The organism is Pseudomonas sp. M1 (genome assembly GCF_022760135.1).
In the GTDB taxonomy this organism is placed as follows: Bacteria; Pseudomonadota; Gammaproteobacteria; order Pseudomonadales; family Pseudomonadaceae; genus Pseudomonas; species Pseudomonas citronellolis.
In genome coordinates this window covers 426,824-450,215 of the sequence record NZ_CP094343.1, presented here as the reverse complement: position 1 = coordinate 450,215, position 23,392 = coordinate 426,824, and the positions used below count along the sequence as shown (strand labels likewise).

General features: G+C 69.1%; 18 protein-coding genes and 1 riboswitch. Of the genes, 8 read left to right on the top strand and 10 right to left on the bottom strand.

Annotated features, from left to right (window positions below; genetic code table 11):
• Positions 1-108: 108 nt before the first annotated feature.
• On the bottom strand, positions 109-1,989 hold the full coding sequence (thiC, locus tag PM1_RS01935) for a phosphomethylpyrimidine synthase ThiC (RefSeq protein WP_009613534.1): 1,881 nt from the start codon (positions 1,987-1,989) through the stop codon (positions 109-111).
• Between the two features lie 112 nt (positions 1,990-2,101).
• Positions 2,102-2,209, bottom strand: a riboswitch (TPP riboswitch).
• 182 nt (positions 2,210-2,391) lie between these two features.
• Between thiC and PM1_RS01930 the strand changes: the two genes are divergently transcribed.
• Positions 2,392-3,852, top strand: a complete 1,461-nt coding sequence (locus PM1_RS01930) for a TolC family outer membrane protein (protein WP_009613535.1) — start codon at positions 2,392-2,394, stop codon at positions 3,850-3,852.
• 962 nt (positions 3,853-4,814) lie between these two features.
• Here PM1_RS01930 and PM1_RS01925 read toward each other — a convergent pair.
• Together PM1_RS01925 and PM1_RS01920 are read right to left on the bottom strand one after the other, a co-directional pair.
• The gene (locus PM1_RS01925) at positions 4,815-5,600 is read right to left on the bottom strand and encodes a class II aldolase/adducin family protein (RefSeq protein WP_009613536.1); all 786 of its coding nucleotides are present in this window, start codon (positions 5,598-5,600) and stop codon (positions 4,815-4,817) included.
• A gap of 144 nt (positions 5,601-5,744) precedes the next feature.
• The gene (locus PM1_RS01920) at positions 5,745-6,788 is read right to left on the bottom strand and encodes an ABC transporter substrate-binding protein (RefSeq protein ID WP_009613538.1); all 1,044 of its coding nucleotides are present in this window, start codon (positions 6,786-6,788) and stop codon (positions 5,745-5,747) included.
• Positions 6,789-7,128: 340 nt separating this feature from the next.
• Here PM1_RS01920 and PM1_RS01915 point away from each other — a divergent pair, with 340 nt between their 5' ends.
• The 3 genes from PM1_RS01915 (at position 7,129) to PM1_RS01905 (ending at position 10,261) form a co-directional block, all read left to right on the top strand.
• On the top strand, positions 7,129-7,479 hold the full coding sequence (locus tag PM1_RS01915; RefSeq protein ID WP_009613539.1) for a cupin domain-containing protein: 351 nt from the start codon (positions 7,129-7,131) through the stop codon (positions 7,477-7,479).
• A 34-nt stretch (positions 7,480-7,513) separates the two neighbouring features.
• Entirely contained in the window at positions 7,514-9,466 is a 1,953-nt protein-coding gene (locus tag PM1_RS01910) for an oxidoreductase (protein ID WP_009613540.1), read from the top strand.
• Between the two features lie 201 nt (positions 9,467-9,667).
• Positions 9,668-10,261 carry a helix-turn-helix domain-containing protein gene (locus tag PM1_RS01905; protein ID WP_009613541.1) on the top strand — a complete coding sequence of 198 codons (594 nt, stop codon included), beginning with the start codon at positions 9,668-9,670 and terminating at the stop codon, positions 10,259-10,261.
• A gap of 306 nt (positions 10,262-10,567) precedes the next feature.
• Here the strand turns inward: PM1_RS01905 and waaA are convergent, their stop codons facing one another.
• Together waaA and PM1_RS01895 are read right to left on the bottom strand one after the other, a co-directional pair.
• Positions 10,568-11,836, bottom strand: coding sequence for a lipid IV(A) 3-deoxy-D-manno-octulosonic acid transferase (gene waaA / locus PM1_RS01900; protein WP_024128050.1), 1,269 nt, complete (start codon positions 11,834-11,836; stop codon positions 10,568-10,570).
• Positions 11,837-12,024: 188 nt separating this feature from the next.
• Positions 12,025-12,903, bottom strand: coding sequence for a LysR family transcriptional regulator (locus tag PM1_RS01895; RefSeq protein ID WP_009613543.1), 879 nt, complete (start codon positions 12,901-12,903; stop codon positions 12,025-12,027).
• Positions 12,904-13,015: 112 nt separating this feature from the next.
• Here PM1_RS01895 and PM1_RS01890 point away from each other — a divergent pair, with 112 nt between their 5' ends.
• From PM1_RS01890 to PM1_RS01875, 4 genes are all read left to right on the top strand, one after another.
• Positions 13,016-13,348, top strand: a complete 333-nt coding sequence (locus PM1_RS01890; RefSeq protein ID WP_009613544.1) for a DMT family transporter — start codon at positions 13,016-13,018, stop codon at positions 13,346-13,348.
• A 55-nt stretch (positions 13,349-13,403) separates the two neighbouring features.
• Positions 13,404-14,579, top strand: a complete 1,176-nt coding sequence (locus tag PM1_RS01885) for an NAD(P)/FAD-dependent oxidoreductase (protein ID WP_009613545.1) — start codon at positions 13,404-13,406, stop codon at positions 14,577-14,579.
• Complete coding sequence (locus tag PM1_RS01880) at positions 14,576-15,379, top strand: aldo/keto reductase (RefSeq protein ID WP_009613546.1); 804 nt, start codon at positions 14,576-14,578, stop codon at positions 15,377-15,379. The genes PM1_RS01885 and PM1_RS01880 overlap by 4 nt, the downstream gene beginning before the upstream one ends.
• A gap of 308 nt (positions 15,380-15,687) precedes the next feature.
• Positions 15,688-16,599, top strand: a complete 912-nt coding sequence (locus PM1_RS01875) for a hypothetical protein (protein WP_009613547.1) — start codon at positions 15,688-15,690, stop codon at positions 16,597-16,599.
• A 205-nt stretch (positions 16,600-16,804) separates the two neighbouring features.
• On the opposite strand, the gene PM1_RS01870 is transcribed toward PM1_RS01875, so the two are convergent.
• The 5 genes from PM1_RS01870 to PM1_RS01850 all read right to left on the bottom strand — a co-directional run bounded on the left by PM1_RS01870 (position 16,805) and on the right by PM1_RS01850 (position 23,388).
• Positions 16,805-18,013 carry an acyl-CoA dehydrogenase family protein gene (locus PM1_RS01870; RefSeq protein WP_009613548.1) on the bottom strand — a complete coding sequence of 403 codons (1,209 nt, stop codon included), beginning with the start codon at positions 18,011-18,013 and terminating at the stop codon, positions 16,805-16,807.
• Between the two features lie 11 nt (positions 18,014-18,024).
• Positions 18,025-19,308 (bottom strand): acyl-CoA dehydrogenase family protein, encoded by a 1,284-nt coding sequence (locus PM1_RS01865; RefSeq protein ID WP_009613550.1) that lies wholly within the window; start codon positions 19,306-19,308, stop codon positions 18,025-18,027.
• A gap of 223 nt (positions 19,309-19,531) precedes the next feature.
• Complete coding sequence (hldE, locus tag PM1_RS01860; RefSeq protein ID WP_009613552.1) at positions 19,532-20,956, bottom strand: bifunctional D-glycero-beta-D-manno-heptose-7-phosphate kinase/D-glycero-beta-D-manno-heptose 1-phosphate adenylyltransferase HldE; 1,425 nt, start codon at positions 20,954-20,956, stop codon at positions 19,532-19,534.
• Between the two features lie 75 nt (positions 20,957-21,031).
• The gene (locus tag PM1_RS01855; protein ID WP_009613554.1) at positions 21,032-22,447 is read right to left on the bottom strand and encodes a PIG-L deacetylase family protein; all 1,416 of its coding nucleotides are present in this window, start codon (positions 22,445-22,447) and stop codon (positions 21,032-21,034) included.
• Positions 22,448-22,491: 44 nt separating this feature from the next.
• On the bottom strand, positions 22,492-23,388 hold the full coding sequence (locus tag PM1_RS01850) for a GNAT family N-acetyltransferase (protein WP_024128052.1): 897 nt from the start codon (positions 23,386-23,388) through the stop codon (positions 22,492-22,494).
• Positions 23,389-23,392: the final 4 nt, after the last annotated feature.

Sequence of the window (23,392 nt, the reverse complement as noted above, 5' to 3'; positions counted from 1 at the left end):
TTATTGGGATGTGTCTTCTTTTCGTAGGAGCGAGCTTGCTCGCGAACCGGCCCCGAGCCCGGGCTGTTCGCGAGCAAGCTCGCTCCTACAGGTGCCGCGGTGTAGCGATCAGACCTGCTTGTAGATCACCGAGCCTTCGTCCTTGAAGCGCGCGGCCTGTTCCTGGAAGCCGGCCTCGATGGCCTTCTGCTCGTCGGTCAGGCCGTTTTCCTTGGCGTAGTCGCGGACTTCCTGGGTGATCTTCATCGAGCAGAACTTCGGCCCGCACATGGAGCAGAAGTGCGCGACCTTGGCCGAGTCCTTCGGCAGCGTCTCGTCATGGAAGGCGCGGGCGGTGTCCGGGTCCAGGCCGAGGTTGAACTGGTCTTCCCAGCGGAACTCGAAGCGCGCCTTGGACAGCGCGTTGTCGCGGATCTGCGCGCCCGGATGACCTTTTGCGAGATCGGCAGCATGCGCGGCGATCTTGTAAGTGATGATGCCGGTCTTCACGTCGTCCTTGTTCGGCAGGCCCAGGTGCTCCTTGGGCGTGACGTAGCAGAGCATGGCGCAGCCGAACCAGCCGATCATCGCCGCGCCGATGCCCGAGGTGATGTGGTCGTAGCCGGGGGCGATGTCGGTGGTCAGCGGGCCGAGGGTGTAGAACGGCGCCTCGTCGCAGCATTCCAGCTGCTTGTCCATGTTCTCCTTGATCAGCTGCATGGGCACGTGGCCGGGGCCTTCGATCATCACCTGCACGTCGTGCTTCCAGGCGATCTTGGTCAGCTCGCCGAGGGTTTCCAGCTCGCCGAACTGGGCGGCGTCGTTGGCGTCGGCCACCGAGCCCGGGCGCAGGCCGTCGCCCAGCGAGAAGCTGACGTCGTAGGCCTTCATGATTTCGCAGATTTCCTCGAAATGCGTATAGAGGAAGTTCTCCTGATGATGCGCCAGGCACCACTTGGCCATGATCGAGCCGCCGCGGGAGACGATGCCGGTGACGCGCTTGGCGGTCAGCGGCACGTAGCGCAGCAGCACGCCGGCATGGATGGTGAAGTAGTCCACGCCCTGCTCGGCCTGCTCGATCAGGGTGTCGCGGAAGATTTCCCAGTTCAGGTCCTCGGCGATGCCGCCGACCTTCTCCAGCGCCTGGTAGATGGGCACGGTGCCGATCGGCACCGGGCTGTTGCGCAGGATCCACTCGCGGGTCTCGTGGATGTGCTTGCCGGTGGACAGGTCCATCACCGTGTCGGCGCCCCAGCGGATGCCCCAGGTGAGCTTCTCCACCTCTTCCTCGATGGACGAGCCCAGGGCGCTGTTGCCGATGTTGCCGTTGATCTTCACCAGGAAGTTGCGGCCGATGATCATCGGCTCCAGTTCCGTGTGGTTGATGTTCGCCGGGATGATGGCGCGGCCGCGGGCGATCTCCTCGCGGACGAACTCGGCGGTGATCTCCTGCGGGATGCTGGCGCCGAAGCTCTGCCCCGGGTGCTGGTCCTTGAGCAGGCCGGCGGCGCGGGCTTCCTGCAGCTTCATGTTCTCGCGGATGGCGATGTATTCCATCTCCGGAGTGATGATGCCCTGGCGCGCGTAGTGCATCTGCGTGACGTTCTTCCCGGCCTTGGCCCGGCGCGGGGTGCGCACGTGGGCGAAGCGCAGGGCGTCGAGGCTGGCGTCGGCCAGGCGGGCCTGGCCGAAGTCGGAGGTCAGGCCGGGAAGGATCTCGGTGTCGCCGCGCTCGTCGATCCAGCGCGAGCGCACGTCGGGCAGGCCCTTGCGCAGGTCGATGCGTACTTCGGGGTCGGTGTAGGGGCCGGAGGTGTCGTAGACGAACACCGGGGCGTTCTTCTCGCCGCCGAAGGCGGTGGGGGTATCGGCCAGGGAAATTTCCCGCACCGGCACGCGGATGTCCGGGCGCGAGCCGGTCAGGTAGACCTTGCGCGAATTGGGGAAAGGCTGCGCCGACTGGCGATCGAGCTGTTCAAGGCGGGTGACGTTGTTCTTCTGGGTGCTCATCCTGGCTCTCCTGGGTTGATTGTCGGGAGAACCTGGGTGACGCGGGAGCCGCAAGGCACTGCGGAGAAAGGACGCGTCCGGGGAGGGCTGGGGCCGGCCGGAAAGGCACTGGGGACGCGGACTTCTTGTTCCCTACGCGGGTGCTAACCCGATCAGGTTCAACGGGATCCGGAACTATCCGATCTCAGCCCCTCGCAATGGGGCACCCCGACAAGAACGTCCGCAGTCTAAACAAGAGTTCGGCGCTTGGCCAATGCCGCCGGGCCGAAAGTATCCGAAGCGACTTCGCGGTCACGCCCCGGCAACTACAATGCTGCAACGAATTGCCCGAAGATGGCGCCTTGACCGCCAATCGGGGCGACCGTAGCCTTGCCCCACCCGCACACTTTCTAGGACGAACGAATGCTGCGCAGACTCTCCCTGGCTGTCGCCGTGGCCGCCTCCACAGGTTTCGTCTGGGCAGCACAGCCCACGTCGAGCGTCGCTCCGCTGCCGACCAAGACCGACCTGATCAGCGTCTACAAGGATGCCGTAGACAACAACGCCGACCTCGCCGCCGCCCAGGCCGACTACCTGGCGCGCAAGGAAGTCGTGCCCCAGGCCCGCTCCGGCCTGCTGCCGCAGATCAACGCCGGCGGCAGCCTGGGCACCAGCCGCACCTCGCTGGACACCCCGGACGTGACCCTCAACCGCAGCAGCCAGCTGGTCCAGGCCAGCCTCAGCCAGCCGCTGTTCCGCGCCGACCGCTGGTTCCAGCTCAAGGCCGCGGAAAACATCAGCGAACAGGCCCAGCTGGAATTCTCCGCGACCCAGCAGCGGCTGATCCTGCAGACCGCCGAGACCTACTTCGGCGTGCTCCGCGCCCAGGACAACCTGGCCGCCAGCAAGGCCGAGGAAGCGGCCTTCAAGCGCCAGCTCGACCAGTCCAACGAACGCTTCGACGTCGGCCTGTCGGACAAGACCGACGTACTCGAATCCCAGGCCGGCTACGACACCGCGCGGGCCAACCGGATCGTCGCCGAGCAGGCGGTGGAAGACGCCTTCCAGGCCCTGGTGACCCTGACCAACCGCGACTACAGCGGCATCGAGGGCATCCTCCACTCGCTGCCGGTGGTGGTGCCGACGCCGAACGACGCCAAGGCCTGGGTGGATACCTCGGTGCAACAGAACATCGCCCTGCAGGCCAGCAACTTCGCGGTCACCGCCGCCGAGGAAACCCTGCGCCAGCGCAAGGCCGGGCACCTGCCGACCGTGGATGCGGTGGTGCAGTACCAGAAGGGCGACAACGACGCGCTGGGCTTCACCAACACCGGCACCGCCCCGACCTACGGCAAGTGGGTCGACCAGACCAGCGTCGGCGTGCAGCTGAACATCCCGATCTACAGCGGCGGCCTGACCAGCTCCCAGGTGCGCGAGTCGTACCAGCGCCTGAGCCAGAGCGAGCAGCTGCGCGAAAGCCAGCGCCGCCAGGTGGTGCAGGACGCGCGCAACCAGCACCGCGCGGTGAACACCGACGTGGAAACGGTGAAGGCGCGGCGCCAGGCGATCATCTCCAACCAGAGCTCGCTGGAAGCCACCGAGATCGGCTACCAGGTCGGCACCCGCAACATCGTCGACGTGCTCGACGCCCAGCGCCAGCTGTACAGCGCGGTGCGCGACTACAACAACAGCCGCTACGACTACATCCTCGACAACCTGCGCCTGAAGCAGACCGCCGGCACCCTCAGCCCGGCCGACCTGCAGGCCCTGGGCACCTACCTCAAGGCCGACTACAACCCGGACAAGGACTTCCTCCCCCCGGACCTGGCCAAGGCCGCCGAGCAGCAGCTGGAAAGCAGCAGCAAGGCGCGGACCCAGCAGTGAACGACAAGCCCGGCAGAAGCCGGGCTTGTCGTTTGCGGAGCGGGCTCCGTCCGCTCCTACGCCACACCCCCACACCATTTCCATGTAGGAGCGCGCCCTGCGCGCGATTTCGCGGGCAGGGCCCGCTCCTACAGGTTGCTGGGGAGCATGGTATTCCTCCTTCCCCGTAGGAGCGGACCTTGTCCGCGATAGCCGGACGTCCCGGCGCGGATCGCGGATGAGATCCGCTCCTACGCCGCCCCACCCACGCCATTCCAATGTAGGAGCGCGCCCTGCGCGCGAAATCGCGGGCAGGGCCCGCTCCTACAGGTTGCTGGGGAGCACGGTATTCCTCCTCCCCCGTAGGAGCGGACCTTGTCCGCGATAACCGGACGTCCCGGCGCGGATCGCGGATGAGATCCGCTCCTACGCCGCCCCACCCACGCCATTTCCATGTAGGAGCGCGCCCTGCGCGCGAAATCGCGGGCAGGGCCCGCTCCTACAGGTTGCCGGGGAGCATGGTATTCCTCCTCCCCCGTAGGAGCGGACCTTGTCCGCGATAACCGGATGCCCCGGCGCGGATCGCGGATGAGATCCGCTCCTACGCCGCCCCACCCACGCCATTCCCATGTAGGAGCGCGCCCTGCGCGCGAATCGCGGGCAGGGCCCGCTCCTACAGGTTGCTGGGGAGCATGGTATTCCTCCTCCCCCGTAGGAGCGGACCTTGTCCGCGATAACCGGATGTCCCGGCGCGGATCGCGAATGAGATCCGCTCCTACGCCGCCCCACCACGCCATTCCCATGTAGGAGCGCGCCCTGCGCGCGAAATCGCGGGCAGAGCCCGCTTACAAGGAACAGGAGAAACGCCGTCGTAGGATGGGTTGAGCGAAGCGATACCCATCACCACGGCCACATGGGTTTCGCAAGCTCAACCCATCCTACGAAAAGCACCTCGGCGCGGCCGGCAAGACAAGACCGGTCGCTCAGTCGCGATACCCCGGCGCAATGCGCTCCAGCATGCGCAGCAGCGCCTCCCAGGCCAGGTCGATGCCGTCCGGGTCGCTCAGTTCGCCTTCGGCCTGCGGCTGGTGCGGTTCGTTGAACTGGCGCTCGGTGCGCCGGCACACCGCGTCCGGCGGGATCACCAGTTCGCCGCCGGCCTGGGCGGCGATCTGGATGTCGCAGGCCTTCTCCAGGTAGTACATGCGCAGGAACGCCTGCTTCACGCTCGCGCCCACGGTCAGCAGGCCGTGGTTGCGCAGGATCATCCCCAGGTGGTCGCCGAGGTCGCGCACCAGGCGCTGCTGCTCGTCGAACGACAGCGCGATGCCCTCATAGTCGTGGTAGCCCAGGCGCCCGTAGAACTCCATGGACATCTGGTTCAGCGGCAGCAGCCCCGCGGCCTGGGCCGCCACCGCGCAGCCGGCGCGGGTGTGGGTGTGCAGCACGCACTGGGCGTCCTCGCGGGCGGCGTGGATGGCGCTGTGGATGACGAAGCCGGCCGGGTTGACCTTGTAGCGCGTCGGCGCCACCGGGTTGCCGGCCAGGTCGATCTTCACCAGGCTGGAGGCGCTGATCTCGTCGAACATCAGCCCGTAGGGGTTGATCAGGAAATGATGCTCCGGCCCCGGAAGGCGCAGGGAAATGTGGGTGAAGATCAGATCGCTCATGCGGAAATGGGCGATCAGCCGGTAGCAGGCGGCCAACTCCTCGCGCAGCGTCCACTCTTCGGCGGAGCAGGTTTCACGGGAGGGCATCGGGATGGTCATGCCGGGGTTCCTCTGTTGTTCGGCTACAGGCTACAGGCTACAGGCTACAGGCTACAGGCGAAGAGCGTACGGCATAACCGACGGCTCCGCGGCCTCTTCGCTCTTGCCTGCAGCTTGCAGCCTGTAGCCTGCAGCCGCTTTTATCTATTGCGCCGCCCAGGCATTGAAGCGCTCTTCCAGCTCCTCGCCATGGTCGGCCCAGAACTCGTCGTCCATGGCCAGGCCCACCTTGATGTTCGCCGGCGCGGTCGGCACCCAGCGCGCCAGGTCCTGCGGCAGGCGTTCGGCGGCCTGCTTGTTGGTCGGGCCGTAGGGGATGTTGTGCACGTAGTCGACCTGGGCGTCGGCCTGGTTGGCGAAGGCGATGAAGCGCTTGGCCAGGTCGACGTGCTGCGAGCCCTTGATGATCGCCCAGTAGTCCATGCCGTACAGCGCGCCCGGCCAGACCAGGTCGAGGTTGCGCCCGCTCTTGTGGGCGTCGGCGATGCGCCCGGTGTAGCTGGTGGTCATCACCACGTCGCCGGCGGCGAGCCACTGCGGCGGCTGGGCGCCGGCCTCCCACCACTGGATCGATGGCTTGATCTGGTCGAGCTTGGCGAAGGCGCGGTCGACGCCGGCCTTGGTGGAGAGCACCTTGTACACGTCCGTCGGGGCGACGCCGTCGGCCATCAGGGCGAACTCCAGGTTGTACACCGCGCGCTTGCGCAGGCCGCGCTTGCCGGGGAATTTCTTCAGGTCCCAGAAGTCCTGCCAGCCGCTGGGCGCGGTCTTCAGCTTGTCGGCGTCGTAGGCGATGGCCACGCCCCACACCAGCGCGGCCGAGCCGCATTCCTTGGCCGCGTTGGCCACCAGTTGGTCGGCGCCGCCCAGCTGCTTCCAGTCCAGCGGCACGAACATGCCCAGGTCGCAGTTGCGCGCCAGGTCCGGGCCCTCGATCTGCACCACGTCCCAGTCGGCGTGGCCGGTGTCGGTCATCACCTTGATGCGCGCCATCTCGCCGTTGTACTCGGCCTGGGTCAGGCGCGCCCCGCTGGCCTTGGCGAAGGGCTGGAAGAAGGCTACGTCCTGGGCCTTCTGCCCGGCGCCGCCATAGCCGACCACGACCATGGAATCCTGCGCCTGGGCGCTGCCGAGACCGAGTCCCAGGAGCAGCAGCAGGGGTTGCAAAGCGTTCTTGCGCGAAATCATCGAGCGGACCCTCTGTGGATACGAACCGTGGCCACCGCGGTGGCACGGCGGAGGTGGGTTGGGCGTACCGGAACAACTCGCGGATGAAGGCGACTGGCAGTCAGAGGCGAAGGGGCACCGCGGCCTGGTACGGCCGGCGCGGGTAGAGACCGTGGGGCACGGTTCATGCGCATCTCCTCTTGTAGTTGTTGTGGAGTACGTCGCTGGGCACGCCCCGTCGGCGACGGGGCGTGGAAATGAAACTACCCAGTCACTTTTAAAAAAACAAGTTGATTTTTTACTGAAGGTAAATTTCCATGGAAATACGTTAGATGACCATCCGCCCACCAGGAGCCCCGCCGTGTCCGACGTCATCCACTTCCAGAAGTCCGCCCTGCAGTTCCAGCCCTATGCCGGCCAGGCGCCGGAGAACGCCGCCATCTGCCGCCTGATCGGCCCGGCCGACAGCCAGACCATGGGCGCCGGCCTGGCCCGCTTCGACGGCTGCTCCATCGAGTGGACGGTGCTCTACGACGAGCTGATCGTGGTGCTGGAAGGCCACTTCCGCCTGCGCCTGGGCGAGCGCGTCATCGAGGCCGCGCCGGGCGACGTGATCTGGGTGCCGGAGCGCACGCCGCTGGCCTACGAGGGCGAGAAGGCCTGCGTGTTCTACGCCCTCTACCCGGTCGACTGGCAGGCCCGCAACGCCTGAGCCCCCCGCAGAACAACAAGAAAGGACGACGCCCGTGAGCCATGCCTTCCCGCACCTGTTCAGCCCGCTGCAAATCCGTGGCAAGCGCCTGAAGAACCGCATCATGTCCACCGGGCACGATACCTCCATGCCCACCGACAACCTGGTCAACGACCAGTTGGTGGCCTACCACCAGGCCCGCGCCAAGGGCGGCGTGGGGCTGATCGTGATGCAGGTGGCGGGGGTGCACGACAGCGCCCGCTACACCTCCCACGTGCTGATGGCCACCGACGACGAATGCATCCCCGGCTACCGCCGCGTCGCCGAGGCCTGCCATGCCGAGGGCACCCTGGTGCTGTCGCAGATCTTCCACCCCGGGCGCGAGATCATGGAGTCCAGCGACGGCCTGCTGGCGGTGGCCTACTCCGCCTCGGCCTCTCCCAACGAGCGCTTCCGCGTGATGCCACGCGAGCTGGACCTGCGCATGATCGACGAGATAGTCGCCGGCTACGCCGCCGCCGCGCGGCGCCTGCACCAGGCCGGGCTGGACGGCGTGGAAGTGGTGGCCAGCCACGGCTACCTGCCGGCGCAGTTCCTCAACCCGCGGGTGAACCGCCGCACGGACGGCTACAACGGCGACCTCGACGCGCGCCTGCGCTTCACCCGCGAGGTGATCGCCGCGGTGCGCGCGGCCACAGCCGAGGACTTCATCGTCGGCCTGCGCATCTCCGCCGACGAGCGCGACCCCGAGGGCCTGACCGAGGACGAGTCGCTGCTGGCCGTGCGCGCGCTGCAGGGCGAACTGGACTACGTGCACATAGTCGCCGGCACCTCCGCCTCCCTCGGCGGCGCCATCCACATCGTCCCGCCGATGGCCATCGAGGCTGCCTACCTGGCCAGCAACGCGGCGACCTTCAAGGCGCGCCTGGACATCCCGCTGTTCGTCACCGGGCGCATCAACCAGCCGCAGGAGGCCGAACTGATCATCGCCCGCGGCCAGGCCGACGTGTGCGGCATGACCCGCGCGCTGATCTGCGACCCGCAGATGCCGCAAAAGACCGAGACCGGCCACGTCGAGGACGTGCGCGCCTGCATCGCCTGCAACCAGGCGTGCATCGGCCACTTCCACCGCGGCTACCCGATCTCCTGCATCCAGCACCCGGAAACCGGCCGCGAGCTGCAGTACGGGCGCATCGAGCCGGCCGCGCAACGCAAGCGCGTGCTGGTGGCCGGCGGCGGCCCGGCGGGCATGAAGGCCGCGGCGGTGGCGGCGCAGCGCGGCCATGAGGTAATCCTCTGCGAAGCCGGCGCGCAGCTCGGCGGCCAGGTCAACCTGGCGCAGCTGCTGCCGCGCCGCGCCGAATTCGGCGGCGCCTCCACCAACCTGCAGCGCGAAATGCAGCTGGCTGGCGTGGAAGTGCGGCGCAACACCCGCGTCGACCGTGCCCTGGTGGAAGCCGAGAAGCCCGACCTGGTGATAGTCGCCACCGGCGCCAAGCCCTACTGGCCGCCCTTCGAGCGCGGCGGCGAACTGCAGGTGGTGGACGCCTGGCAGGTGCTGCGCGGCGAGGTGCAGGTCGGCCGCTCGGTGCTGGTCACCGACTGGCGCTGCGACTGGATCGCCCCCGGCATCGCCGAGCAGCTGGTGCGCGCCGGCCACCAGGTGCGCCTGGCGGTGAACGGCACCCACGCCGGCGAGAACCTGCCGCTCTACGTGCGCGACCACCTGGCCGGCGAGCTGCACCGCCTGGGCATCGAGATCACCCCCTACGCGCGGCTGTACGGCTGCGACGACAGCAGCGTCTACCTGCAGCACAGCGCCAGCGGCGAACCGATGATCTTCGAAGGCATCGACACCCTGGTGCTGTGCCAGGGCCACCAGCCGGTGGACGACCTGGCCGCCGAGCTGGAAGGCCTGGTGGAATTCCGCCGCATCGGCGACTGCCTGGCCCCGCGCACCGCCGAAGAAGCGATCTACGAAGGCCTCAAGGCAGCCTGGGCAATCTGAGTCGATGGGGTGGGCGTAGGGCGGATAACCGTTCGCGGTTATCCGCCGCCTGACCTTGACCGCCGCGCGCTCGGAGCCGAACCCGAAGCCGCCCCACGCCAAGTCCAGCAACGGCATTCGCGGCAAGCAAGGTGCAGCGGCCCACAGGCGCGGCGCATTGTTTAGAATGCCCCACGACCGACTCGCCAGGACCCTCGCCGCATGAGCCCGAAAGCCCCGCAGCAAGCCCCCGCCAGCGCCGAAGCGCAGTTCCTCGGCACACGCATCCGCGGCCTGCGCAAGCGGCGCGGCATGACCCTGGCCGAGCTGGCCGAGCAGAGCAAGCTCACCGCCGGCTACATCAGCCAGCTGGAACGCAACCTGGCCTACCCGTCGATCCCGGCGCTGTTCAACATCGCCCGCAGCCTGGGCGTGACCATCCAGTGGTTCTTCGCCAGCGAGGTGCAGGCCGACCCGGCCGACGCCGGCTACGTGGTGCGGCGCAACGCGCGCACCAGCGTGCACTACGAGGACGGCATCGTCGACGAACTGCTCAGCCCGCAGCCCACCCGCCAGCTGGAAATCCTCCACTCGCGCTTCCCGCCCGGCACCTACAGCCAGCAGAGCTACAGCCACGAGGGCGAGGAAGCCGGCTACCTGCTCAGCGGCACCTTCGAGCTGTGGGTGGGCGAGCGGTACTTCCTGCTCAACGAAGGCGACAGCTTCAGCTACTCCAGCCAGGAGCCGCACCGCTACGGCAACCCCGGGGATGTGGATGCGGTGGTGCTCTGGGTGATTACGCCGCCGACGTTCTGACACCGCGTTCATTGTGTAGGAGCGAGCTTGCTTGCGAATGGAGTTCGCCGGGAGTCGTGGGTGCTGGGGTTGAGAGCGCCCTCTCCCTAACCCTCTCCCTGAAGGGAGAGGGGACCGTTGGGCAAAGCCGGGGGTTCTGGAGTTAGCCGGCAGCTCCGACGGTTTCCAGCTGAAACCATTCCCTCTCTCGGCACGGACTAGCCCCCTCTCCCTTCAGGGAGAGGGCTGGGGAGAGGGGACGGTGGTGATCTCATGCGCCGCCATGACCGGGAAACTCCGTTCGCGAGCAAGCTCGCTCCAAAGGCCCTAGTCCAACAACCGCGCCAGCCCATCGAGCAGCCGCCGCAACGCCCCCTGATTGGCCTTCAGCACCCCCAACCCAGCCTCGGCCATGCGCTGCGCCACCGCCGGCTCGTCCCACAACTGCCCCACCGCCACCGCCAGCGTCGGCGCATCCAGCACCTCGCGCAGGGCGCCGACCTCGCGTAGTTGCGCGGCGATCTCGAGGAAGTTGAACAGCTGCGGCCCGGACAGCACCGGCTTGCCCAGCGCCGCCGGCTCCAGCAGGTTGTGCCCGCCGTTGGGCACCAGGCTGCCGCCGACGAAGGCGACGTCGGCCAGGGCGTAGAGGAACAGCAGTTCGCCCATGGTGTCGCCGAGCAGCACCTGGGTCGCGGCCTGCACCGGCTCGCCGCTGGAGCGGCGCAGCGTGGCGAAGCCCTCGCGGCGGCACAGTTCGAACATGCCGTCGAAACGCTCCGGGTGGCGCGGCACCAGGATCAGCAAGGCGTCCGGATGCGTTTCCAGCAGCTTGCGGTGGGCGGCGAGCACGATCTCGTCCTCCCCGGCATGGGTGCTGGCGGCGATCCACACCGGCCGAGCCTCGGCCTGCCAGTCGTGGCGCAGGGCCGTGGCGCGGGCGAGCAGTTCGGCGTCGATGCTCAGGTCGAACTTGATCGAACCGGTCACGCTCACGCACTCCGGGCGCGCGCCCAGGCGGCGGAAGCGTTCGGCCTCGGCCTCGGTCTGCACCGCCAGCCAGCTCATCTCGCCGAGCATCGGCCGCGTCAGCCCCTCGAAGCGCGCGTAGCCGCGGGCCGAGCGCTCGGACAGGCGCGCATTGGCCAGCGCCACCGGGATGCCGCGGCGGGCGCACTGGTGGATGTGGTTGGGCCACAGCTCGGTTTCCATGATCACCGCCAGGCGCGGCTTCACCCGGTTCAGGAAGCGCGCCGCGGCCCAGGGCAGGTCATAGGGCAGGTAGCAGTGCTGCACGCTGTCGCCGAACAGCGCGCGGATGCGCTCGGAGCCGGTCGGCGTCATGCAGGTGACGGTGATCGGCAGCTGTGGATAACGCTGCTGCAGGGCGCGGATCATCGGCGCTGCGGCGATGCTTTCGCCCATCGACACGGCGTGCACCCAGATGCCGCCCGGCTGCATCGCCGGCAGGCCGAAGGAAAAGCGCTCGCCGATGCGCCGGGCATAGGCCGGCGCCTTGCGCGAACGCAGGAACAGGCGCAGCGCGACCAGCGGCAGGCCCAGGTGGAACAGCAGGGTATAGAGGGTCCGGTTCATGGCGGCGGAGAGTAGCAAATAACGCCGGGGGTTCGCCTGGCGCCTAGCTTGCCGACAGGCTCTTCGTAGGATGGTGTTGAGCGAAGCGATACCCATCACCATGGTCCGATGGGTATCGCAAGCTCAACCCATCCTACGAAAAGCACCTCGCGCTACCGGCAAGACAGTTGCTCCTACAGTCGTGCCTCCTATTCCTTCAGGTGTTCGGCGAAGCAGTCGCCCAGCCACTGCGCCGCAGGGCCCAGGGGTTCGTCGCGGCGCCACACCAGTTCCACCACCAGCGGCGGCGGCGTCCAGTCGCTGGCCAGCTCCACCAGCAGCGGCTGGTAGGCCGGGTACTGCGCCACGTGGCGCGGCAGCCAGGCCCAGCCGAGGTCGCGCATCAGCAGTTCGGCCATGGCGTAGAAGCTGTCGGCGCGCCACACCAGCGGGCTGATCTGCTCGCCGCCGGGGTAATGGCTGTCCTGCGGCGCCATCAGCAGCTGGCGGTGCCGCGCCAGTTCGCGGCGGTCGGCATAGTCCAGGCCAGCCAGGGCGTGGCCGGCGCCGCACACGGTGACCATCTCGATGGTGCCCAGGTGCTGGCGCTCCAGTTCGTCCGGCATGCCCTCGTGGTGGAACAGCAGGCCGAGGTCGGCGCGGCGCTCCAGCAGCTTGCGCGCCACGTCGCCCTGGGCGCCGCTGGCCAGTTGCACCTCCAGGGTGGGGAAGGCCCGGGCCAGCGCCTGCAGGCCGGAAAGCACCGGCTGGTAGGGCATGGCCTCGTCCTGGGCCAGGCGCAGGCGCGCTTCCTCGCCGCGCACCAGGGCCATCGCCCGGCTTTCCAGGCGCTGGCACTGGCGCAGCACCTCGCGGGCCTCGTCGAGCAGCGCCCTGCCCTCCTGGGTCAGCACCGGCTGGCGGCCGCTGCTGCGGTCGAACAGGCTCACGCCCAGGTCGCTCTCCAGCAGCGCGATGGACGAGCTGACCGCCGACTGCACGCGCTTGAGCTGGCGCGCCGCCGCCGAGAAGGAGGATTGATCGGCGACGCTGACGAAGAGTCGCAACTGGTCCAGGTTCCACTGCATGGCCTATCTCCATTTCAGATAGGTAATGACTTTATCCCATCGCCGAGAACACTAGAATGTCGCTATTCGCAACATCGGCCGCCCGCCCGGCCGCTCCTGGGGAGGACTGAACATGCCCGGCTATCTCTATCTCGCCATCGCCATCGTCGCCGAAGTCATCGCCACCGCTTCGCTGAAGTCGGTGAAAGGCCTGTCCACGCCCCTGCCCCTGCTGCTGGTGATCGTCGGCTACGCCATCTCCTTCTGGATGCTCACCCTGGTGGTGCGCAGCATCCCGGTGGGCATCGCCTACGCCATCTGGGCCGGCCTGGGCATCGTGCTGGTCAGCGTTGCCGCGCTGGTGCTCTACCAGCAGAAACTCGATGCCCCGGCGCTGCTGGGCATGGGCCTGATCGTCAGCGGCGTGGTGGTGATCCAGCTGTTCTCCGGCAGCGTCGGCCACTGAGCCACAGCCCCTCGGTTATACTGCGCGCTTCGTTTCACGCGAGGCGCGCCCTTCCATGACCCAACCCCTGAGCACCGACATCCTCGTCGTCGGCGGCGGCATCGCCGGCCTCTGGCTGAATGCCCGCCTGCGCCGTGCCGGCTATTCCAGCGTGCTGGTGGAGAACAGCGCGCTCGGCGGCGTGCAGAGCATGCGCTCGCAGGGGATCATCCACGGCGGCACCAAGTACGCCCTGCACGGCGCGCTGACCGGCGCCTCGGAAGCCATCGCCGACATGCCCTCGCTGTGGCGCCAGTGCCTGGCCGGCGACGGCGAGCTGGACCTGCGCGGCGTGCGCGTGCTCTCCGACGCCCACTACCTGTGGTCGCCGGGCGGCTTGGCCGGCAACCTCACCAGCTTCTTCGCCAGCAAGGCGGTGCGCAGCCGCGTCGCCCAGGTGAAGGGCGACGAACTGCCACCCGCGCTGCAGGACAAGGCCTTCAAGGGCAAGGCCTACCGCCTCTCCGAACTGGTGCTGGACGTGCCCAGCCTCATCGCCCACCTGGCGGTGCTGGGCGGCGACGGCCTGCTGGCCGGGGAACGCATCGAGCCGCTGCGCGAAGGCGACGAGTTGGTCGGCCTGCGCGTCGACGGCCGCGACATCCGCGCCCAGCGCGTGGTGCTGGCCGCCGGCGCCGGCAACGAGGCGCTGCTGCGCGAACTCGGCCTGGAGCAACCGGCCATGCAGCGCCGCCCGCTGCACATGGTGCTGCTCAAGGCGCCGACGCTGAAGCCGCTGTACGCCCACTGCGTCGGCGGCGGGCCCAAGCCGCGGGTCACCGTGACCACCCACCCGGCCGCCGACGGCCAATGGGTGTGGTACCTGGGCGGCGACATCGCCGAAGCCGAGGGCGTGGCCCGCAGCGAAGCCGAGCAGATCGCCGAGGCCCAGCGCGAGCTGCGCAAGCTGCTGCCCTGGGTCGACCTCTCCGCCGCACGCTGGGCCACCCTGCGGGTGGACCGCGCCGAGCCGGCGCAATCCGGCCTGCTGCGCCCGGACAGCGCCTTCCTCGCCGACCAGGGCCGCCTGCTGGTGGGCTGGCCGACCAAGCTGGCGCTGGCGCCGAACTTCGCCGACCGCGTCTTCGAGGCCCTGGACCGCGACGGCATCCGCCCCGCCGCCGGCACACCGCTGCCGGAGCTGCCTCGCCCGCCCCTGGCCCGCCCGGTGTGGGAGGAGCTGCTGCCATGAGCGGCCTGCACGCACTGCACCGCCCGCTGGGCCGCACCGGCCTGAACGTCTCGCCGCTGGGCCTGGGCACCGTCAAGCTGGGCCGCGACCAGGGCGTGAAGTACCCCAGCGGCTTCCGCATCCCCGACGACCGCGAGGCCGCCGACCTGCTGGCGCTGGCCCGCGAGCTGGGCATCAACCTGATCGACACCGCGCCGGCCTACGGCCGCAGCGAGGAGCGCCTCGGCCCGCTGCTGCGCGGCCAGCGCCAGGACTGGGTGATCGTCAGCAAGACCGGCGAGGAGTTCGAAAACGGCCAGTCGCGCTTCGACTTCAGCGCCGCCCACACCCGCCTGTCGGTGGAGCGCAGCCTGCGCCGCCTGGAGACCGACTACATCGACCTGGTGCTGGTGCACTCCGACGGCAACGACCTGCACGTCCTGCAGCACACCGAGGTCTACGAGAGCCTCGAACGGCTCAAGCAGGAAGGCCTGATCCGCGGCTTCGGCTTCTCCGGCAAGACCGTCGATGGCGGCCTGCTGGCGCTGCAGCGCGGCGACTGCGCCATGGTCACCTACAACCTCAACGAACAGGCCGAGAAAGCGGTGATCGACCATGCCCTGGCGCAGCACCGCGGCATCCTGGTGAAGAAGGCCCTGGCCAGCGGCCACGCCTGCCTGGGCGAGGGCCAGGACCCCGTGCGCGCCAGCTTCGAACTGGTGTTCGGCCACCCCGGGGTGGGCGCGGCCATCGTCGGCACCATCGACCCGCAGCACCTGCGGCACAACGTCGCGCTGGCGGCCGAAGTCCTCGGCGGCTGAGCCCTGGCGGCCGAATCCGGCGGCGCCACGACCGTTGATCGGCAGTCACCTAAGGTTGACACAAAGGGCGCATTCCTGTGCCATGCTCAGACGCCGCGGTGAAAAACCGCGGCACGTAAAATTGCCGCCAAAAGCTCGCTGACAGGAAAAACATCCGAAAACCAGGCGCCTTTCAGGGCTAACCTCGAAATAATCGAGGGTTTTCGAAGTTCGCCGTCAACGCCCTAGCCACTGGCAACCCGGAACGATCGGCCAGGCCGCCCACCCCTGAAGGCGGCCCGATGCGCCCTGTACGACGAGGACCGCCCATGCCCCGTACGCTCGCCCGCAAGGACCCGACCGCCTTCAAGACCCTGCCGTTGCTGGTCGAGGCCAACCCCGACAGCCTGGTCTACCAGGGCCTCGGCCTGCCGCTGAATTTCTCCCAGGTCCTGGAGCGCCGCCGCCCGGTCGAGGTGGCCGATGCCCAGCGCTTCACCGCCGAGCTGGCCAACCTGGGCGTGTCGGTGCGCCTGACGCTCAACTGGCAGGGCCGCGACTACTGGGTGCTGGTGCGCCAGCAGCGCGCCGACCGCGGCGACACCGTGCTCAAGCTGATTTCCGGCTACGTGCCGTCCCACGAACTGAACCTGCCGCTGCTCACCGCCATCCAGGAAGTGGCCGAGGAATGCCTGGTGGAAACCGCCGACGGCTGGCTCGGCGGGCGCTTCGGCGATACCTGGCTGCCGACGCCCTACCAGGGCACCCTGCGCTACCGCGAGGCCAGCCATTTCTCGCTGACGCCGCTGTCCGGCGCCGCGCGCCCGGTGCAGGCCGGCGCCCTGCGTCTACTCGAGCGCCCGCAGGCCTACGTGCACCTGCCCACCGCCTCGCTGCAGCTGGTCTACGACCTGCGCATGGAGCTGCCCAAGGACGTGCGCGACGTCAGCCTGTTCCACGTCGACGAGCGCCTGGAAAGCGGCCCCCTGGTGGCCCGCCTGGACCGCCGTCGCCCGGACCTGTACCTGCTGCCGCTGGAGCACGGCCAACCCACCGACGCGCTCTTCACCCTGCGCAAGGGCGAGCTGGTGAAGGCCGCGCCGCGCGGCATCTGGCTGTCGGAAAGCTTCGCCGAGCAGGACGGCTGGCTGGTGCGCGACGAACGCATCCGCTTCCGCGACTGGCTCGACAGCCTGCCGCCGGCCAACGGCAATTCCGGCAAGGGCCGGCGCACGGCCTGAAATCCGCACCTACGCCCCCGGCAAACACAACCCCCGTAGGATGGGTTGAGCGAAGCGATACCCATCGCCACGACCGCATGGGTTTCGCAAGCTCAACCCATCCTACGAAAAGCACTGCGCGTGCATACGCCCCCGACCTGTAGGAGCAGGCCCTGCCTGCGAATCGCGCGCAGGGCGCGCTCCTACAGGTGAACGGCTGCTCCGGTCACTTCAACTGGCTGGATGTCTTGCCCAACAGGCGGCGCGCCACGATCAGCAGCTGGATCTGCTGGGTGCCTTCGAAGATGTCGAGGATCTTCGAGTCCCGCGCCCATTTCTCCAGCAGTTCGTCCTCGCCGTAGCCCAGGGCGCCGGCCAGTTCCACGCATTTCAGGGTGACCTCGTTGGCCACGCGCCCGGCCTTGGCCTTGGCGATGGAGGCCTCCTTGGAGTTGGGCTGGCGGTTGTCGGCCATCCACGCGGCCTTCAGCGTCAGCAGGCGCGCCGCTTCCCATTCGGCCTCCAGGCGGTACAGGGTCGCCTCGGCATGGCTGACGGAGAGCAGCGGCTTGGCGTAGTCGAAACGGCACCCGGCCTTCTTCAGCAATTCGCGGGCGCGGTCCAGCGAGGCCTTGGCCACGCCCACGGCCATGGCGGCCACCAGCGGGCGGGTGTTGTCGAAGGTCTCCATCACGCCGGCGAAGCCCTTCTGCACGTCGATCTCGGCATTGCCCAGCAGGTTGGCCGCCGGCACCCGGCAGTCGCTGAAGCTGATGGAGGCGGTATCCGAGGCCTTGATCCCGAGCTTCTTCTCCAGACGGGTGACGGTCATGCCCGGGGTGCCCTTTTCCACCACGAAGGACTTGATCGCCGCGCGGCCCAGGCCACGGTCCAGGGTGGCCCAGACCACCACGGCGTCGGCGCGGGCGCCGGAGGTGACGAAGATCTTCTCGCCGTTGAGCACGTAGTGGTCGCCGTCCTTGCTCGCCGTGGTGCGGATCGCCGCCGAGTCCGAGCCGCAGCCCGGTTCGGTGATGGCCATGGCCGCCCAGATGCCGCCGAAGCGTTTCAGTTGTTCGTCGTTGGCCACCGCGGCGATGGCGGCGTTGCCCAGGCCCTGGCGCGGCATGGCCAGCAGCAGGCCGACGTCGCCCCAGCACATTTCCATCACGCCCAGACAGGCGGAGAGGTTGCCGCCGTTCTTCACGCCCTCCTCCGCCGCCGCACCCTTGCGCTTGCTGGCCGAGGTGGCGCCCACGGCGTCCGGCGAGCCGGCGTTCATGCCGTCCAGCAGCGCGGCCAGCAGGTCCAGTTCCTTGGGGTAGGCGTGCTCGGCCTTGTCGTATTTGCGCGAGATCGGCCGCAGGTAGTTTTCCGCCACCTGGTGCGCCTGGTTGACCAGGCCGCGGAATTTCTTCGGGGTTTCCAGGTACATGCAGGCGCTCCTCAGAGGTGCAGGCCGCCGGCCATCACGGCCACGGCGCGCAGGTCGCGGTACCAGCGCTCGGCTGGATGTTCCTTGGTGAAGCCGTGGCCGCCGAGCAGCTGCACGGCGTCGGTGCCGATCTTCATGGCCTTTTCGGCACAGAGCAGGCGTGCCAGGTAAGCCTCGCGGTGGAACGGCTGGCCGCGCTCGGCCAGGGCGCAGGCGCGCCAGGTCATCAGGCGCATGGCGTCCAGTTCGATGGCGATGTCCGCGACCATGAAGGCCACGCCCTGGCGGTGGCTGATCGGCTCGCCGAAGGCCTCGCGCTCGTTGCAGTAGCCGGTCACGTAGTCCAGCGCCGCCTGCGCGGTGCCCAGGGCCAGGGCGCACCAGGCCAGGCCGCTGAGGTCGAGGAAGGCCCGGTAGTCGAACTTCTCCGCGGCCAGGCGCCGTTCGGCGGCCACCTTCACGCTCTTCAGGCGGATGCGCGCGGTGCCGGCGGCCTTCAGGCCCATGGCCGGTTCGGGGCGGCGTTCCACGCCCCTGGCGGCGGCATCGACCAGGAACAGCGCCGGGCCGTCGGCAGCCTGCGCGGCGACCAGCAACTGGCTGGCATCCAGGCCGCGCACCACCAGGCTCTTCTCGCCGGACAGCAGGTAATGGCGGCCGCGCTTGCGCGCCTGGGTCTTCGGTTGAGCGGCGTCGGCCAGCAGCTGCGGCTCGCCGACGGCGATGCCGATCAACGGCGGGCCATCCTCGCCGACGAACGCCGGCAGCCACTGCGCCTGCTGCTGCGGGCTGGCCCAGCGGCGGATGCAGTTGGCCGCCGACAGCGGCACCAGCAGCGCCGCGGCCAGGCTCAGGTCGCCGCGGGCCAGGGCTTCGGCGATCAGCGCGTTGGTCAGCACGGTGCGCTCACCGGCCATGCCGCCGTGCACTTCGTTCACCCCGTAGTAGGCCAGGCCCAGTTCCAGGGCCTGGTTGAGCAGTTCGGCGGGCACCCCGGCGTTGGCGTCGGCATCGTGGGCGGCCGGGCGCAGCACCTCGGCGGCGAAGCCTTCGAGCATTTCCACCAGCATCTGTTGTTCGTCGGACAGCGACAGGTCGAAGAGCCCGTCCGGGTCGACCTTGCGCGGCGTCTTGAGCTGCTTGGCAGCGCGCTGGCTGGCCATGCGGAAGCCGGTGCGGCTGCCGGTGTAGAGCAGTTTCTCGAAGGGTTTGCGCAGTTTCAGGCGGTCCGGCCAGTCGGCCTGGGCCACCCGGTTGAGCACGGCCAGGGCGCGGCCCTGCACGTCGGTGGTCATGGCATCTCGCTCCACGCGGGGATGGGATGCCGGGATCATGCGCCGGGAAGCGGCGGGGGGACCATGACCGCTTTGCCGGGACGCGCTGGCACGGCGGTCAGTGGGTGGGAAGCTGGAAGCTGGAAGCTGGAAGCTGGAAGCTGGAAGCTGGAAGCTGGAAGCTGGAAGCTGGAAGTGTGCGGCTCTCGCTTTCAGCTTCCAGCTTCCAGCTTCCAGCTTCCAGCTAATTCTTACGACGTATCTTTTCGACGATGGCGGTGGTGGAGCTGTTCGGCACCAGGCCGAGCACGCGCACTTCGCCGCCGTAGCCGGCGACTATGTCGGCGCCGACCACCTGGTCGACGGAGTAGTCGCCGCCCTTGACCAGCACGTCCGGGCGCACCTGGGCGAGCAGGCGTTCGGGGGTGTCTTCACTGAAGCTCACCACCCAGTCCACCGCGCCGAGGCCGGCGAGCACCGCCATGCGCCGGTCGACGCTGTTGATCGGCCGGCCCGGGCCTTTCAGGCGGCACACCGAGGCGTCGTCGTTGACCGCCACGATCAGCCGGTCGCCCTGGGCGCGGGCCTGTTCCAGGTAGCTGACGTGGCCGGCGTGGAGGATGTCGAAGCAGCCGTTGGTGAAGACGATCTTCTCGCCGTGGGCGCGGGCGTCCTCGATGGCCAGCAGCAGTTGCTCCAAGCCCAGCACGCCGCGCTCGGAGCCCTGCTCGCGCTGCACCGCGCGGCGCAGTTCGGGGGCGCTGATGGCCGCGGTGCCGAGCTTGCCGACCACGATGCCGGCGGCCAGATTGGCCAGGGCCACGGCCTGCGGCAGGTCCTCGCCGGCGGCCAGGGCGCCGGCCAGGGTGGAGATCACGGTGTCGCCGGCGCCAGTGACGTCGAACACCTCGCGGGCGCGGGCCGGCAGGTGCAGCGCCGGGTGGCCGGGGCGCAGCAGGGTCATGCCGTGCTCGCCGCGGGTCACCAGCAGGGCGCCCAGGTCCAGGTCGCCGAGCAGCTTCAGGCCCTTGGCCACCAGCTCGTTCTCATCCTGGCAGCGGCCGACGATGGCCTCGAATTCGGAGAGGTTCGGGGTGATCAGGCTGGCGCCGCGGTAGATGGAGAAGTCCTTGCCCTTGGGATCGGCCAGCACCGGGATGTTGCGCTTGCGCGCGGCCTGGATCAGCGCCTGGTGGTTCTTCAGCGCGCCCTTGCCGTAGTCCGACAGCACCAGCACGCGGACCTGGTCCAGCAGCGCCTCGGTCTCGCGGGCCAGGGCCTCGGCGTCGGTCCTGAAGGGTTCCTCGAAGTCCACCCGCAACAACTGTTGATGCCGGCTCATGACGCGCAGCTTGACGATGGTCGGCTGCCCGGCGATGCGCTGGAAGCGGGTGGTCACGCCCACCGCGCCGAGGCTGTCGGCCAGGCTGGCGGCGGCCTCGTCCTCGCCGGTGACGCCGACCAGGAAGGCCGGGGCGCCCAGGGCGGCCAGGTTCAGCGCGACGTTGGCCGCGCCGCCGGGGCGGTCCTCATGCTGCTCGACCCGCACCACCGGCACCGGAGCCTCGGGCGAGATGCGCGAGGTCGCGCCGTGCCAGTAGCGGTCGAGCATCACGTCGCCGACCACCAGCACAGGGGCCTGATCGAAACGGGGCATGGTCAGTTTCATGGGAACTCCGCAGGTCGAAATCGCCGCGGATAATACCATAGCCGCTCGCCCGGCCTCGCGCCGGGCGCCGGTCGTTCAGCGCAGCGGACGGACCCAGAACAGCTCGTGGCGACGCACCGCCTTGCGGAAGAATTCGTCCTCGCCGAAGGCCGGCCAGCGGCGCCCGGCCAGGGCCCGCTGGATCAGCCGGCGCAGGCGTTTCTTGGCCGGTAGCGGGACTGTAAGGTCGTGCTGCATGGCCAGGGCCTGGGCCTTGTCGAGGCGCGTGGCGGCGTCCAGCGTCGGGCTCCACAGGGCGTCGGCCGGCAGCGGCTCGATGCACGGCGGCAGCGCCACCCCGCCTTCGGCCGGGCCCATGGGCCAGCGGTCGTTGTCGTGCAGGTGGTTGGCGTAGAACAGCAGGGTCTGCGGCTTCCAGGCGCTGCGCTCGATCGCCTCGCACAGCGCCCGCGTGGCATGCACGTGGTCGGCGTGGGGGTCCAGTTGCGGGTGCGGGGTGACCAGCACTTCGGGGCGGAAGTGCTCCAGCAGCGCCGCGAGGTCGGCCACCAGGTTGTTCCAGCTGGGCACGCCGTCGGCGTCGGCCGGCAGCTGCAGCGGGTTGTGCCGGCGCAGGCCGCGGACGTCGCACTCGCCGGACTCCCGCGAGCCGAAGCCCTGGTCCGGTTCGCCGCACATCGCCGGCAGTTGCAGGCAGTAGTAGCCCAGTTGCACGCAGCGGCTGGCCGGCACCCCGCCCCACAGCGGCACGGCCAGGCTGTCCCAGGTGCGCAGGCGGCCCTTCAGGCGCGCCGCGGCGGCCTTGTCCAGGCCCAGGCGCTGGTAGTGCCCGGCCTCGATCTCGCCCTGGGTGAGGGTGACGATGCTGGCCTCGGCGGCGCGGCTGTACAGGCCGAAGGCGGCCAGTTCGGCGTCGTCGGCGTGGGGCGCGATCACCATCAGCCGGCATTCGGCGTAGTCCGGGTTGTGGAAGGCGTGCAGGGTGCCCTGGCTGTCGAGGCGGCAGTGGCGGCCGCGGATGCGCAGGTGCCCGCCACGCAGGGCCGCGCCCTGGCCGGACAGGTTGAGGTAGCGCACGCCGTTCACGCCGCGCTCGAAGTCCTGGCGGTCGATGCCCTCGCTGCCTTCGATCAGCACCTGCGGATCGAGCCAGCGTCCCAGCCAATTGGCCTTGACGCGGATCTGCAGCAGCAGCGTCTCGTAGCCCTCGGGCAGCGCATCGGTGGCGACGTGCAGGCCATGCGGGCCGAGGGAGGCCGGCAGGCTCAGCTGGCCTTCCGGGAAGTCGTAGCGGTAGTCGTCGCGCGGCGAGTAGAACAGGTGGTCGGCGAACCAGGCCTCGTGGGCCACCCAGCCCAGCAGCACGGCCAGGGGCACGCTCCACCAGGGGGCAAACACGCCGAGGGCGACCAGCGCCAGCAGCGCGACCAGCAGCACCAGGCGCTTCTTGCGGCGATGGGCCTTGAGCAGTTGCTGCTTGCGGGCGCTCATGGGAGTTCTCCGGAGTCTGCTCCTACGAAGAGCATTTCGAGCATTTACACCTGGAACACCGGCACCCGGTGGCACCAGCGGTCCTTGTATTCGCGGTCGGCGCGGCCGAAGGAATAGCGTAGCGGCTTGCCCAGCGCCTCGGCCTCGGCCCAGGCCTGCTGGGTGTTGACGTGGGTGAGCACGCTGCCGGGGCTGAACTCGCGGTTCTCCGGGGCCACGCCGCCGTTGATGTATTCGACGCTGATCCACTTCGGCGACTCGACGCGGTAGAGGATCTGGATCGCCACCGGCTCGCCGTCCAGGCGCACCAGCGAGCCGCGCATGAATTCGCGCATCAGCTCCAGCACCTCGGCCAGGCGCGCCTTGCCCGGCACCTCGAAGCCCCAGCGGCGCTGGAACAGTTCGGCGTAGATGCGCGCCTGTTCGACCGGGCTCAGCTCGTCCATCGGCTGCAGCACGCCGCCCGCCTCTTCCAGCAGGCGCAGCTCGCGGCGCTGGTTATAGCGGAATTTCTTCGAGAAGTCCGCCGGCGCGCGGTTCAGCGCCAGCTCCTCGTCTTGCCGGCGGGCGTCGGTCACCTGCTGCTGGTTGAGCTCGGACAGGTAGCGCACCCGGTGGCGCAGGGCGATGCGCGCGTCCTCGGCGATGGGCAGGATGATCTCGGCGTTGCCCAGGTCGAACAGCGCCTTCTTGCCTTCGCGCTTGAGCACGTCCTTGGACAGCGCCAGGTGCCGGCCCCAGGTGGGGATGGCGGCGCGCAGCTGGCCGTCGGCGACCCAGCCCAGGTAGCGCACCGGGATGCCGGCCAGGCCGGCCAGGCGCTCCACCACCTGCGGGTGGGTGGCCACGCTGCCGCCGAAGCGTTGCCAGGCCTCGGCGTAGGCCGCGGCGTCGATGGGTGTCCAGCCGCGCTCGCGGAAGCAGCGCAGGCGATCTAGCAAGGCC

Bases quoted from the DNA above. Each gene is read 5' to 3' on its own strand.
- PM1_RS01890 (WP_009613544.1), top strand. From the start codon at position 13,016: ATGCCCGGCTATCTCTATCTCGCCATCGCCATCGTCGCCGAAGTCATC.
- hldE (WP_009613552.1), bottom strand. From the start codon at position 20,956: ATGAAACTGACCATGCCCCGTTTCGATCAGGCCCCTGTGCTGGTGGTC.
- PM1_RS01885 (WP_009613545.1), top strand. From the start codon at position 13,404: ATGACCCAACCCCTGAGCACCGACATCCTCGTCGTCGGCGGCGGCATC.
- PM1_RS01895 (WP_009613543.1), bottom strand. From the start codon at position 12,903: ATGCAGTGGAACCTGGACCAGTTGCGACTCTTCGTCAGCGTCGCCGAT.
- PM1_RS01880 (WP_009613546.1), top strand. From the start codon at position 14,576: ATGAGCGGCCTGCACGCACTGCACCGCCCGCTGGGCCGCACCGGCCTG.
- PM1_RS01905 (WP_009613541.1), top strand. From the start codon at position 9,668: ATGAGCCCGAAAGCCCCGCAGCAAGCCCCCGCCAGCGCCGAAGCGCAG.
- PM1_RS01870 (WP_009613548.1), bottom strand. From the start codon at position 18,013: ATGTACCTGGAAACCCCGAAGAAATTCCGCGGCCTGGTCAACCAGGCG.
- PM1_RS01920 (WP_009613538.1), bottom strand. From the start codon at position 6,788: ATGATTTCGCGCAAGAACGCTTTGCAACCCCTGCTGCTGCTCCTGGGA.
- PM1_RS01925 (WP_009613536.1), bottom strand. From the start codon at position 5,600: ATGACCATCCCGATGCCCTCCCGTGAAACCTGCTCCGCCGAAGAGTGG.
- PM1_RS01930 (WP_009613535.1), top strand. From the start codon at position 2,392: ATGCTGCGCAGACTCTCCCTGGCTGTCGCCGTGGCCGCCTCCACAGGT.
- PM1_RS01865 (WP_009613550.1), bottom strand. From the start codon at position 19,308: ATGACCACCGACGTGCAGGGCCGCGCCCTGGCCGTGCTCAACCGGGTG.
- waaA (WP_024128050.1), bottom strand. From the start codon at position 11,836: ATGAACCGGACCCTCTATACCCTGCTGTTCCACCTGGGCCTGCCGCTG.
- PM1_RS01875 (WP_009613547.1), top strand. From the start codon at position 15,688: ATGCCCCGTACGCTCGCCCGCAAGGACCCGACCGCCTTCAAGACCCTG.
- thiC (WP_009613534.1), bottom strand. From the start codon at position 1,989: ATGAGCACCCAGAAGAACAACGTCACCCGCCTTGAACAGCTCGATCGC.
- PM1_RS01855 (WP_009613554.1), bottom strand. From the start codon at position 22,447: ATGAGCGCCCGCAAGCAGCAACTGCTCAAGGCCCATCGCCGCAAGAAG.